General features: G+C 57.9%; 14 protein-coding genes. 3 read left to right on the plus strand and 11 right to left on the minus strand.

Annotated features, from left to right (window positions below):
• Window positions 1–3 precede the first annotated feature (3 nt).
• The 4 genes from AB4P97_RS02000 to nhaA all read right to left on the minus strand — a co-directional run bounded on the left by AB4P97_RS02000 (window position 4) and on the right by nhaA (window position 3,662).
• Complete coding sequence (locus AB4P97_RS02000; RefSeq protein ID WP_042557975.1) at window positions 4–1,230, minus strand: colicin E3/pyocin S6 family cytotoxin; 1,227 nt, start codon at window positions 1,228–1,230, stop codon at window positions 4–6.
• Window positions 1,231–1,632: 402 nt separating this feature from the next.
• Window positions 1,633–2,085 carry a hypothetical protein gene (locus AB4P97_RS02005; RefSeq protein ID WP_235378383.1) on the minus strand — a complete coding sequence of 151 codons (453 nt, stop codon included), beginning with the start codon at window positions 2,083–2,085 and terminating at the stop codon, window positions 1,633–1,635.
• On the minus strand, window positions 2,082–2,351 hold the full coding sequence (locus tag AB4P97_RS02010) for a hypothetical protein (protein ID WP_042557976.1): 270 nt from the start codon (window positions 2,349–2,351) through the stop codon (window positions 2,082–2,084). Before AB4P97_RS02010 ends, AB4P97_RS02005 begins: the two co-directional genes overlap by 4 nt.
• Before the next feature lie 123 nt (window positions 2,352–2,474).
• A complete protein-coding gene (gene nhaA, locus AB4P97_RS02015) occupies window positions 2,475–3,662 on the minus strand; it encodes a Na+/H+ antiporter NhaA (protein WP_042557977.1) in 1,188 nt (395 codons plus the stop codon).
• A 252-nt stretch (window positions 3,663–3,914) separates the two neighbouring features.
• On the opposite strand from nhaA, the gene AB4P97_RS02020 reads away from it, so the two are divergent.
• Window positions 3,915–5,009 carry a PLP-dependent cysteine synthase family protein gene (locus tag AB4P97_RS02020; protein WP_042557978.1) on the plus strand — a complete coding sequence of 365 codons (1,095 nt, stop codon included), beginning with the start codon at window positions 3,915–3,917 and terminating at the stop codon, window positions 5,007–5,009.
• Between the two features lie 90 nt (window positions 5,010–5,099).
• Here AB4P97_RS02020 and AB4P97_RS02025 read toward each other — a convergent pair whose 3' ends face one another.
• Both AB4P97_RS02025 and AB4P97_RS02030 read right to left on the minus strand, forming a co-directional pair.
• Window positions 5,100–6,713, minus strand: a complete 1,614-nt coding sequence (locus AB4P97_RS02025) for an NAD(P)/FAD-dependent oxidoreductase (RefSeq protein WP_395602004.1) — start codon at window positions 6,711–6,713, stop codon at window positions 5,100–5,102.
• Between the two features lie 97 nt (window positions 6,714–6,810).
• Window positions 6,811–7,464, minus strand: coding sequence for a COG3650 family protein (locus tag AB4P97_RS02030; protein WP_395602005.1), 654 nt, complete (start codon window positions 7,462–7,464; stop codon window positions 6,811–6,813).
• Between the two features lie 138 nt (window positions 7,465–7,602).
• Between AB4P97_RS02030 and AB4P97_RS02035 the strand changes: the two genes are divergently transcribed.
• A complete protein-coding gene (locus AB4P97_RS02035; protein ID WP_395602006.1) occupies window positions 7,603–7,950 on the plus strand; it encodes a hypothetical protein in 348 nt (115 codons plus the stop codon).
• A gap of 6 nt (window positions 7,951–7,956) precedes the next feature.
• Here AB4P97_RS02035 and AB4P97_RS02040 read toward each other — a convergent pair whose 3' ends face one another.
• Window positions 7,957–8,556, minus strand: a complete 600-nt coding sequence (locus AB4P97_RS02040; protein WP_395602007.1) for a short chain dehydrogenase — start codon at window positions 8,554–8,556, stop codon at window positions 7,957–7,959.
• 104 nt (window positions 8,557–8,660) lie between these two features.
• Between AB4P97_RS02040 and AB4P97_RS02045 the strand changes: the two genes are divergently transcribed.
• Window positions 8,661–9,575 carry a LysR family transcriptional regulator gene (locus tag AB4P97_RS02045; protein WP_047300021.1) on the plus strand — a complete coding sequence of 305 codons (915 nt, stop codon included), beginning with the start codon at window positions 8,661–8,663 and terminating at the stop codon, window positions 9,573–9,575.
• A 102-nt stretch (window positions 9,576–9,677) separates the two neighbouring features.
• Here AB4P97_RS02045 and AB4P97_RS02050 read toward each other — a convergent pair whose 3' ends face one another.
• The 4 genes from AB4P97_RS02050 to AB4P97_RS02065 are packed head-to-tail and all read right to left on the minus strand — an operon-like array spanning window position 9,678 to window position 12,124.
• Window positions 9,678–10,154 carry a DoxX family protein gene (locus tag AB4P97_RS02050; protein WP_042557984.1) on the minus strand — a complete coding sequence of 159 codons (477 nt, stop codon included), beginning with the start codon at window positions 10,152–10,154 and terminating at the stop codon, window positions 9,678–9,680.
• Window positions 10,151–10,909 carry a DUF2063 domain-containing protein gene (locus tag AB4P97_RS02055; protein ID WP_395602008.1) on the minus strand — a complete coding sequence of 253 codons (759 nt, stop codon included), beginning with the start codon at window positions 10,907–10,909 and terminating at the stop codon, window positions 10,151–10,153. Before AB4P97_RS02055 ends, AB4P97_RS02050 begins: the two co-directional genes overlap by 4 nt.
• Window positions 10,906–11,793, minus strand: coding sequence for a DUF692 domain-containing protein (locus AB4P97_RS02060; RefSeq protein ID WP_047300024.1), 888 nt, complete (start codon window positions 11,791–11,793; stop codon window positions 10,906–10,908). Before AB4P97_RS02060 ends, AB4P97_RS02055 begins: the two co-directional genes overlap by 4 nt.
• Before the next feature lie 25 nt (window positions 11,794–11,818).
• The gene (locus AB4P97_RS02065; RefSeq protein WP_042557987.1) at window positions 11,819–12,124 is read right to left on the minus strand and encodes a DUF2282 domain-containing protein; all 306 of its coding nucleotides are present in this window, start codon (window positions 12,122–12,124) and stop codon (window positions 11,819–11,821) included.
• Window positions 12,125–12,263 lie beyond the last annotated feature (139 nt).

The raw sequence follows: 12,263 nt of genomic DNA on the forward strand, positions 1-12,263 counted from the left end.
ACCTCACAAATATTTTTTTCGGATGCTTCTTTCAGGCTTGGGATCTTCTCGTCGTTCCCCTGTCACAGGGTCAAACGCTCCCAAATGGGCTCCATCACTTGCACGATATTCTTCCAGTTCACCGTGCATTGAGTCCCATTCGTAAATTCTCTTGCCCTTTGAATCTGTCCATCGTTTTCGAAGTCCTCCACCACCTTGTACCGGATTCATTTTTTTGGCGGTCTTCAGACCGGGGAACGCGGTGATTTCTTCTGTTTTCGGAGGTTGATGATAGCTATGTCCCGCGGTCGCTAAACCTTTACGCGCCTCGTTGATTACGATGTAGAGCGGTTTGACACCCGACCCCACCGGAAACACCAGAATGAAATCCCTGTACTCCGGCGGATAAACCGGATTCACCAGAATCCCCTCTGCCGCTTTCGTCGGTGGATAAACCCAGATATGCGGTGCTTGCGGTGCAGCCTCAAGCGCTGGAATACCGAGGATGTCTGAGCCATCCACAGCAGGCGTCCAGAACAGTTCGGTGCCTTCACCCAGATCGGCGACGAACCGGTCGCCGCGCGCGGTGAACTGCACGACATCGACCATTTCCCAGTCGCGGTTCTTGCCGGTGTAGAAGCCGTAGCCCTTCAAACTTCCATCAGCCTGTTGCTCGACGCTCAACCGAACACGAGTTCGCGCCTGCTGAAGTCCGCGCAATTGCTCATCGGTATACAGCGCGCTGTCGCCAAGGCTCGATGGCATGAACAGCGCTACCAGGCCCACCAATGGCGTAATGACTGCGCTGGACACAATCGCGGGCAGTGTTTCGAAAGCCGAACCCGCCAATGCAAAACTGCCAAACCCTGCCGGGATGGCAGTTGCACCGATTTTCTTGAGATGAAATCCACCGGTCTCATCAGCCTCGCGAGCACCGAGCAGAATCAGGTCGCCGTAGTCTTTCAAACTATCGGTCGGCACCATCCCCGAAGGATTGGAGTAATCAATGATTGCGTCCGGCAACTTGCAGGACTTGGCAAATACGCAGCCGGCGCGGATGGGCTCAGGCTTTTTGGCGGCAACTTCACGGCTACGCTCAAAAGCATCCTGCCGCGCCAACATGGCGTCATAAGCGTTTTGACGAGCGTCGCGTTCAGCGAGTTCGCTGGCCGTCATGTAGCGGTAAGTGACGTGATGGCCGTCGCCCGCGGGTGGGTTGGAAACCCGGGGAATGTCCTTGTTGCGAGCCACTGATCGTCCTTTCGTTCATCCATCGACAGCCCCTTGGAAAGGGCTGCATGACGTTAACGAAGCAGGAAAGTTGTGGCTGTAGGACGAGTCGCTAAAGAGGTAGGGATTGTTCGACTAAATCAATTTAACGAGCACGAATTCTTTGAACCAAGGGGGCTGGATGTCTGATTTGATTTCAATAAGCTCGCCATCAGTGATCTCCGCTATTTGCGTCAATCCTTCACTACCTTCGTCCGAGTTGTCAAAAATGTACGCTCTGTTGGATGTCAGGATGGCTTCAGACAGAAGCTCAAGAGATCTCCAGTAACGTGCTTCTATTTTGTCCGGAGGAACGCTGTGCCCGCCTTGGGATACACGATAGGCAACCCTGGCAATGTTGATCTGAGGATCGGCGGTAGCGACCTAATAAACGTACACCCTGTAACCGGACTGATGGGCTTCGGCGAGCAGGCTGACTTTGTCCGAGGAGGACATAACGGTTTCGAACGTAAAACTAATGCGTTCTTTGATCAATGATCTACGTATGAAATCGGAAAGCGCTGATGCGACGTAGGAGTCGATTTCAGTATTTGAAAAGCTTAGGCGTTCACCATCAATCTTGAGGGAATCGAGCTTTGCTAGCGAGTGCGGGAATTTCTGAAGTAGGGGATGCTCACGTAAAAAGTCAAAGATAGCTTCTTTATGAGCTTCGATACGATAGGAGGTGAAGTCAAAATACCCGGTGTCTTTTATTGAGCGTTCAATGTCATCAGGATTTATGTAATTGCCCAGTAAATGTGCGGGAACGAGGCGATTGAAGGTGCTTTTTCCTGATCCGTTCGGGCCTGCAAATATCCGTATTCTTGGTGTGCTCAAAAAGTAACCCGTTTTGAAGATTTATTGATGTGCAGGCGAGTGCCGCTTTTTAGGTTTCCATAGGTGCCGATTGAGCGCAAAGCAATCGAGCTATTCTCTGTTACTTCAAACAACTGGCCATCTTTAGCAACAAGAACCGATGCGCCGTTGGCAAGAGCCATCTTATAGGCGTTGCTGAATGCCTTCAGAGCAATATCTGGAATCCGAGACTCCTGCACGGCAATCTGATCGTCCGTCATTGGGCGTTTTTCTGCTTTACGGGACATATCTGACTCCAGATAACTGTGTTGAGAAAGTACTGGTTTCTACGAAAGATATAGCACACTTGCCGGGTTCAGAGCAGAGCCCCTTCGCATGGAGGGGCTCTGCTTTTTGTAGAAATGTGCGTCTCAGGCGCTTTGTATCGTGCTCTTGCGACTGGCCGCCGCCGTTACCGCATAACCAATCAACGCGGCGAACAGCGAGCCGGTCAGAATGCCCATCCGGTCCATGCCTGCGTATTCGCTGGCACCTGGAACGAAGGCCAGCGAACCGACAAACAGGCTCATGGTGAAGCCAATCCCGCAAAGAATCGCGACTCCCAGCACCTGACCCCAATTGGCACCCTGAGGGAGGGCGGCGATGCCCGTCTTCACGGCCAGCCAAGTCAGGCCGAACACACCGACGGTCTTGCCCACCAACAGGCCCACGGCAATGCCCATGGGTACGAGATGGGTGAAGCTTTCGACGGTGACGCCACTCAGCGACAGGCCAGCGTTGGCGAAGGCGAACAGTGGCAGGATGCCGTAGGCGACCCAAGGATGCAGCGCGTGTTCGAGGGTCAGCAGCGGCGAAGGCTCGGCGTTTTTCGTGCGCAGCGGAATGCAGAAGGCCAGGGTTACGCCGGCCAATGTCGCGTGCACACCGCTCTTGAGTACGCACACCCACAGGATCAGGCCGATGATCATGTACGGGCCAAGCTTGACCACGCCGAGGCGGTTCAGCGCCACCAATGCGGCGATGCATGCCGCTGCCAGACCCAGCGAGAGGGTCGAGAGGTCGCCTGAGTAGAAGATTGCAATGATCACGATGGCGCCAAGGTCATCGATGATTGCCAGGGTCATCAGGAACAGCTTCAACGACACCGGTATGCGTTTGCCTAGCAGAGCCAGCACGCCGAGGGCGAAGGCGATGTCGGTGGCGGTCGGAATCGCCCAGCCGTCGAGGGCAGCAGGGTTGTCGCGGTTTAGGAACCAGTAGATCAGCGCCGGCACCAGCATGCCGCCAATAGCGGCCGCGCCGGGCAGGACGAGCTGCGATGGCTTGGACAACTGACCGTCGAGCACCTCGCGCTTCACTTCCAGGCCGATCAGCAGGAAGAACAGCGCCATCAAGCCGTCGTTGATCCACAGCAGCAGGGGTTTAGCGATTTTCAACGCACCGATCTGCGCCACCACGGGGGTGTCGAGCAGGCCGCTGTACAGCCACGAAAGCTGTGAGTTGTTGATAATCAAAGCGAGGATGGCCGCGGCGATCAGTAATAGACCGCTGGCAGCTTCCAACTGAAAGAAACGCGTGAAAGTGCTACGCAGAGGCAAGGTCGCTCTCCATCGATAAGTCAAAAAGGTGGAACACCCTAACCCGTACCGTTAGTTGTTAAAACAAAAGTTATATTCTTTTTTGTTATATGTCGTTACAACGCGTCTGCTGCAAAGCCAAGGTCAGCCTAGCAGTTGCCTGGCACATTGAGACTCAGCTGTATCTGTGCGCGATGCAGGAATTTTTCTAAGCTTGCGAGAGAGCCTTCGAGGAGGCTGAACTCCTGCCCGATTCGACCGAGAACCCTGACCATGAGCGACACCCGACAGTGGGCCCGCGAAGCCATCCGCATCATTGAAGCGGATTTTCAGCGTAGCGCCGACACCCACCTGATTCCCTTGCCGTTGCCGGGTTTTGCGGGCATCGAGTTGTACTTCAAAGACGAATCCAGTCATCCGACCGGAAGCCTCAAGCACCGCCTGGCCCGCTCATTGTTCCTCTATGCACTGTGTAACGGCTGGCTTAAACCCGGTGCGCCGGTGATCGAAGCGTCCAGCGGTTCGACGGCGATTTCCGAAGCGTATTTCGCGCGCATGCTGGGTCTGCCGTTCATTGCAGTGATGCCGGCGACCACGTCCAAAGAGAAAATTGCCCAGATCGCTTTCTACGGTGGGCAAAGCCACCTGGTGAAAGATCCGACGCAGATCTACGCCGAATCCGAACGCCTGGCTCGCGAGCACGGCGGCCACTTCATCGACCAGTTCACCTATGCCGAGCGCGCCACCGACTGGCGGGCGAACAACAATATCGCCGAATCGATTTTCCAGCAGATGCGCTACGAGCAGCATCCCGAGCCGAGCTGGCTGATTTCCAGCCCCGGCACCGGCGGCACCACCGCAACCCTCGGCCGTTACGTACGCTATCGCCAGCACTGCACCCGCGTGTTGTGTGCGGACGCCGAACGTTCGGTGTTCTTCGATTACTACCAGACTGGCGACGCCAGCCTGCGCCTGGATTGCGGTTCGCGGATCGAAGGCATCGGTCGGCCACGGGTGGAGGCTTCCTTCCTGCCCAAAGTGATCGATGCGATGGTCAAGGTACCGGACGCCTTGTCACTGGCGGCCATGCATTATCTGGCGCAGCGGCTGGGACGGCACGTCGGTGGGTCGAGCGGGACCAATCTGATTGGCGCACTGATGGCGGCGCAGCAGATGAAAGCGGCGGGGGAGTCGGGGTCGATCGTGGCGATTCTGTGCGATGGCGGCGAGCGTTATGCCGACACCTACTACGATCAGCAATGGCTCAAGGCTCAGGGGTATGAGCTGGACGAGTTGATCGAGGCAGTGGCGGCGAGTGCCGAACGCGGTGAGGCATTACCAACCTCAGTCCTGCGCGCCAACATTTAAAAGCAAAAAGATCGCAGCCTTCGGCAGCTCCTACAAGAGAATACATTCCTGTAGGAGCTGCCGAAGGCTGCGATCTTTTGATCTTGAGATTTACGCTTTGAGGCCCAGAATGTCCCGAGCCACGGCTTCGGCAATCCGAATTCCGTCCACGCCCGCCGACAGAATCCCGCCCGCATAGCCCGCACCTTCACCGGCGGGGAACAAACCCTTCACGTTCATGCTCTGCAGCGTTTCGTTGCGCGTGATGCGCAGTGGCGACGAGGTGCGCGTCTCGATCCCGGTCAACACCGCATCGTGCAGCGAGTAACCGCGAATCTGCTTCTCGAACGCCGGCAAGGCTTCGCGGATCGCTTCAATAGCGAAATCCGGCAGAGCCAGCGACAGATCACCCAGCGCGACCCCCGGCTTGTACGACGGTTCGACTTCACCCAGTTCGGTCGAAGGAATGTCGTTGATGAAATCTCCGACCAGTTGCGCCGGAGCCTTGTAATCGCTGCCGCCGAGGATGAACGCGTGGGATTCCAGGCGTTCCTGCAACTCGATCCCGGCCAGCGGGCCGCCCGGATAATCGACTTCCGGGGTGATGCCGACAACGATGCCGGAGTTGGCATTGCGCTCGTTACGCGAATATTGGCTCATGCCGTTGGTGACCACCCGGTTCGGCTCGGAAGTCGCCGCCACCACGGTGCCGCCTGGGCACATGCAGAAGCTGTAGACCGAGCGGCCGTTCTTGGCGTGGTGCACCAGTTTGTAGTCGGCGGCGCCGAGTTTCGGGTGGCCGGCGTATTTGCCCAGACGCGCACGGTCGATCAGCGATTGCGGATGTTCAATACGGAAGCCTACCGAGAACGGCTTGGCTTCCATGAACACGCCACGGCTGTGGAGCATGCGGAACGTGTCGCGGGCGCTGTGGCCGAGGGCCAGAACCACATGTCTGGAGTGCAGGGTTTCGCCGCTGGCCAGTTGCACACCGACCAATTCTCCGTCTTCGATGAGCACGTCGCTGACGCGCTCCTGGAAGCGTACTTCGCCACCCAGTTCGCGGATCTGCTCGCGCATGTTTTCAACCATGCCGGTCAGACGGAACGTACCGATGTGCGGCTTGCTGACGTAGAGGATTTCTTCCGGTGCGCCGGCCTTGACGAACTCGTGCAGAACCTTGCGGCCAAGGAACTTCGGATCCTTGATCTGGCTGTACAGCTTGCCGTCGGAGAATGTACCCGCGCCGCCTTCGCCGAACTGCACGTTGGACTCAGGGTTAAGCACACTTTTACGCCACAGGCCCCAGGTGTCCTTGGTGCGCTGGCGCACTTCGGTGCCGCGTTCCAGAACGATCGGCTTGAAGCCCATTTGCGCCAGCAGCAGGCCGGCGAAGATTCCGCAGGGGCCGAAACCGACCACGATCGGGCGCTGGTTCAGGTCACTCGGCGCCTGGCCGACGAATTTGTAGCTGACATCCGGCGCCACGTTGACGTTACGGTCGTCGGCGAACTTGCCCAACACCTTGGCCTCGTCGCTTACGTTGAGGTCGATGGTGTAGATGAAGCACAGTTCGGAGGACTTTTTGCGCGCGTCGTAGCTGCGCTTGAACAAGGTGAAATCGAGCAAGTCATCGCTGGCGATGCCCAGACGCTGCACGATGGCAACGCGCAGGTCTTCTTCGGGATGATCGATTGGCAGCTTGAGTTCAGTGATTCGTAACATGGCGAGGATCCGGGTTCGCGGGGCGCACAACTGCGCCAGGGCGTTTGAAGGCCGGGATTATAAGCCGCAAAGGCCGGATCCGGTGAGGCTAAAACACTCAGTCGTTACGCGATCCGCCGAAATACCCGCAGCCGCGCTGCACCTGGCCATCGATGCGCAACTCGGCGCTCATGTGCTGCACGCTGCCAGTGCTGCTGTCGACGCAGCGCTGCGGTGCGACCCACAATTCGATGCGCTGATTGTTGGCTTCACTGCTCAGATTGAAGCGGCCATCGCCCAATTGTTCTTCAACATACGGCACGGCGAGTGGTGGCTGACCGTCGCGGTCGATGACCATGCCTTTGCCGCTGACCTTGACGTTCCATTCCGGGCCATGGCCGGCAGCACGCAGGATCAATAGCTTGAAATTGGGGTCATCGCAGGCCGTGCCCGAGCGCTCGACGCGATACAACTGAGTCAGATCGAGTCGGTCGCCGGCGACCTTGCCGCGCACGTCGGCGAACAGCTTGCCTTGTTCATCGGCGAGGGTAGCGGCCTCTTGCAAGACGCTAGTGCCGCCGATGTCGTTGACCACGTATTGACGCTGATCCTGACACGACTGGAACACCAGTTTGCCGTCGGCAGCGGTCAGTTGCCCCTGCATCCGTGTCTGCCCCACATGGGAGGCACTTTCACGCTGGCCATCGAACAACTGGCACGCGGCGAACAACGGCAACAGGGCAACAAGGACTAACGAACGGGCAACACGCATCTTCGACTCTCCAGACAAGTGCCGCCACGTTACTGAGGCCAGCCGCCGATCACAAGGTTTGTGTAAACGCTATTGAGTGGCCTCCAGCGTCATTGCATAGTGATGCGCTGTCGAGGAGCGGTGGCGAAGGAGATTTGGATGCAATGGAAAACCATGATGTTGCTGCTGATGATGGCGGGAGCCGGCGCTGGCCAGGCAGCCGACCTCCAATTTACCTCTTCTGCAGACTTCAAACGGCTGCAAATACTGCTCGAGGATCAAGACGGGGCCAACCCGGACCACGTCGAATTATCAGTCACCCTGACGGCCGAAGCGGCGAAGCGCGCTCAACAAGTGAGCCTTGCAGCGATGGGGCAGCCATTGACCGTATCGATCAATGGCCTGCCGGTCACCACGGTAACGGTGCATTCCGTTTTGAGGGAGAGGTTCCGGATATCGATAGAACGCCCCTTGGCCAAAAGACTTTTGCCGACCCTGATCAACTAAGTCTCATCAACCGACGTGAAATGTCTGGCCTGTCTGCAAGCCTTCGACACTTTTGGCGTAGGCCAACGCCACATCCGCCGCAGGAACGGGCTTGTAGCCTCGGAAATACGGGGCGTATTTACCCATCGCTTCCAGCAAAACGTTCGGGCTGATCGAGTTCACTCGCAAACCGCGCGGCAGTTCGATGGCGGCGGCACGGACGAAGCTGTCCAGCGCACCGTTGACCAGTGCAGCCGAGGCGCCACTGCGGATCGGATCGTGGCTGAGCACCCCAGTGGTGAATGTGAACGAGGCGCCGTCATTGGCGAATTCACGGCCGATCAACAGCAGATTGACCTGACCCATCAGTTTGTCTTTGAGGCCGAGTGCGAAGCTGTCTTCACTCATTTCTCCCAGCGGGGCGAATGTCACGTTGCCGGCGGCGCAGATCAGTGCATCGAACTTGCCGGTCTGCTCGAAGAGCTTGCGGATCGACGCGCTGTCGCTGATATCGACGTGATAGTCACCTCTGGTACGACCGATACGAATGACCTCGTGGCGTTGCGACAATTCTTTATCCACGGCCGAACCGATGGTGCCGCCAGCGCCTATCAACAGAATTTTCATCGTGCTGTGCCTCAAGTGATTGAACGAGGTTTCAATCTAGAGTGGTTTTTCCTGCGGATAAACGCGCTAATGGGCAACCTTTGGTTTTCAAATGGAAACAATCCGTGAGCGAAATGGATGATCTGGCCGCGTTTGCCGTGTTGATCGAGGCTGGCAGTTTCACCTTGGCAGCGCAGCAACTGGGTTGCAGCAAAGGCCAGTTGTCCAAGCGCATCAGTCAGCTGGAAGCGCGGTTTTCCGTGGTCTTGCTACAGCGTACGACCCGACGTTTGAGCCTGACCGCTGCCGGTGCGGCATTGTTGCCACAGGCGCAGGCACTTGTAGCCCAAGTGGAAAGGGCACGTCAGGCATTGGCGCGGTTGAAGGACGACATGGCCGGCCCGGTGCGTATGACGGTTCCGGTTTCGCTGGGGGAAACCTTCTTCGACGGTCTGCTACTGGATTTCTCGCAGCAATACCCCGAAGTGCAGATCGAGCTGGAACTGAACAACAGCTATCGCGATCTTTCGCGGGATGGATTTGACCTGGCGATTCGTAGCGAAGTCGCCAATGACCAACGGCTGGTGGCCAAACCGCTGCTGGCCTGGCAGGAAATGACGTGTGCCAGTCCTGACTATCTCGAGCGCTTCGGCGAGCCAATGACGCCGCAGGCGCTGGCCGAACACCGCTGTTTGCTCAACAGCCATTACAGCGGTCGCGAGGAATGGTTGTACCACCAGCAACACGAATTACTGCGCGTGCGGGTGTCGGGGCCGTTCGCCAGCAACCATTACAATTTGCTGAAGAAAGCCGCTCTCACCGGCGCCGGCATCGCCCGGTTGCCGTCGTACCTGCTGCAGGAAGAATTGGCTGACGGGCGATTGCGCTGGCTCCTGCGCGACTACCAGACCCGGCGCATGCCGATGTATCTGGTGCACCCGTATCAAGGCGGGTTGCCTAAACGCACGCAGGTATTGGCAGATTATTTGATCGGCTGGTTCAAGCGCAGCGGCGAGGCGCTCGACCGCCTTCAGCACTAATTCCGTGGGAGCGAGCCTGCTCGCGAAAGCCGTACATGGCGCAACACATTTGCTGAATGTGAAATCGTATTCGCGAGCAGGCTCGCTCCCACACGCAATTGCTCAGCTTGCGAATCGGCGGGCGATCAGGTGATCGATCGAGAGCTTGCCCGGCCCGGTTGCCATCAAGTAAAGCAACACCGCCGCCCAGGTGCCGTGGGTCGGGTATGCATCCGGGTACACAAACAACTGAATGGTCAGGGTCATGCCCAGCAGCGCCAACGCCGAAAAGCGTGTAGCGAAACCGAGCAGGATCAGAACAGGAAAGAAATGCTCGGCAAACGCGGCCATGTGCGCGGCGATTTCGGGCGAAAGCAGCGGCACGTGGTACTCGCTTTCGAACAGCGGAATCGTCGAGCCGGCCAAGTGTGGCCAGCCCAATTGAAAGGTGCCGTCGATCAGATCGATGGCCAGGCCTTCGACCTTGGTTTGCCCGGATTTCCAGAACACCGCCGCAATCGAGAAGCGTGCAAGAAAAGCGATCAGGCTGTGGGGGATTTTTTCCAGCAGCGCGATGGCGCGGATGATCAGGTTATTCATGGCTGTTCCTTGAGTTTCAGATGAGTGATGGCGTTGTGCGCGATCAGCAGACCGAGGGTTTGGGCCAGATCGAATGGCGGACTGTTTTCTGCCGCCGCCAGCAGTGGCTGGCCTTCGATCAAATGGCGAATGAACGTGCTGGCGCCGGGCTCGAGCGCAAACACTTCAACCTCCAGGCCGTTGCGCAGTACCAGAGCGTGCTGTTCACGGCTGATGTCGATGCCGGCGAGTGTTGCCTCCTGCTGGTGCGCCGCCCAGATCGCAATCACGGCATAGGCTGAATCAAGCAGGTGCATGGACGGATGCAGTTCGAAACGCAGCTCGCTCAATACCTGCGGGGCGTTCAGGGCCGCGGTGATCTGTTCCGGGCGCACTGGCTCGGCATCGGCGGCGTGGTAGGCGCGGGTGCGCAAGTGTTCCAGGCGCGCGATGTCGGCCAGATAGGGCACGCTGCAGGCTGGTTCAAACGCGGCTATGAAATCCGCAAAATCTTCGCCGTAACGGCTCATCAACGGACTTCGCGGCGGCTGGCCCTGGACGAAAATGGCCGCCATGGCGCGAAAGAATGCCTCGCCAACCAATTGCATGACCACCGGGCAACTGTCCGCCAACGCGTTGATCAACGAACTCTGCACGTTGTTGCGATACACCGCGAAACGGCTCTCAGGATCGGCGCCGTTGGCACTGCACAAACCTTCGGGGCAGGGCGATCCAGGGTTGAGCAGCGCGGCGCAGAAAGCGGCGTGAGTGCTCATGACGAACGCCTCACACGCTGCAACAACTCATCGGCCTGTTGCGCTTCGGCCAGCAACACGTTGAACGGCGGCACCTGATTGTCACGCTCGATCAGCGTCGCCACCGGGCCAATGCGCTCCAGCACTTGGCGATACAAATCCCAGACCGCTTGATCAATGGGCGCGCCGTGATCGTCGATCAGCAAGCGGTCGCCGAGGCTGTCGGAATCTTCGGCAAAACCGGCCAGATGAATTTCGCCGACCGCGTGCAACGGCAACGCATCGAGGTAGGCCAAGGGATCGCGCTGATGATTCACGCACGACACGTAGACGTTGTTGACGTCGAGCAGCAAACCGCAGCCGCTGCGACGGATCACTTCGGCAATGAAATCTGCTTCGTCGATGGTCGAATGCCGGAAGGCCAGATACGTCGCTGGATTCTCCAGCAGCATGGGGCGTTTGAGGGTGTTCTGCACTTGGTCGATATGCTCGCAAACACGTTTCAGCGTCGGCTCGTCATACGCCAGTGGCAACAGGTCATTGAGGAACACCGGGCCGTGGCTCGACCATGCCAGATGTTCGGAAAAGGATTGCGGTTGATAGCGTTCGATCAACTCGCCGAGACGCTGCAAATGCTGAACATCCAGTGGCCCTTCAGCGCCGATGGACAGTCCGACACCGTGCAGCGATAACGGATATTGCTCGCGAATCAAACCGAGAAAATGATGAAACGGACCGCCGGCAACCATGTAGTTTTCGGCGTGGACTTCGAAAAAGCCGATGTCCGGCTGCGAACCGAGCACTTCGCGAAAGTGCCCGGTCTTGAGCCCCAGCCCGGCACGGGGCGGGAGCGCTGCGCAGGCTGCCTGAGTGCGGGGGAGGGCATGGTCGTGGGGTGTGAACATGATCGTCACTCAGGCAGGCGGCAGATCAGGACTTGGCTTTGAACTCGGTCATCTGACCGAAGCCGGTCGGCGAGGTTTTGCTCTCGGTGGTGGCGCAGGTGCCTTCCGGAACGAGTTTCCAGGCGTTGGCCTGATAATCCATTTTCGAGGTGCCGGCACAAGTGGTACCAGCGCCCGCAGCGCAATCGTTCTTGCCTTTCAATGCCACGCCGAAGCATTTTTCCATTTTGGTGTCGGCAGCTTGAGCGGTCGAAACGCTAGCGATGCTCAGCGCGGAGCCAAGGGCCAGAACCAGTGCGGTGGCGGACAGGGTGCGGGTAGTAGCAGTCATGGTGTTTCTCCAGATTCAGCTTGGGGTTTTACAAGCGAAATGTGCTTGCTTGTCCCTCTAGAGAAATGACATGGCAATGCGTTACAGCCCCGTACAAATCTTTTTCAGAAAATACGCCATCCCTGTGTAGGAGCTGCCG

Source organism: Pseudomonas sp. A1230 (assembly GCF_044218825.1).
In the GTDB taxonomy this organism is placed as follows: Bacteria; Pseudomonadota; Gammaproteobacteria; order Pseudomonadales; family Pseudomonadaceae; genus Aquipseudomonas; species Aquipseudomonas iridis.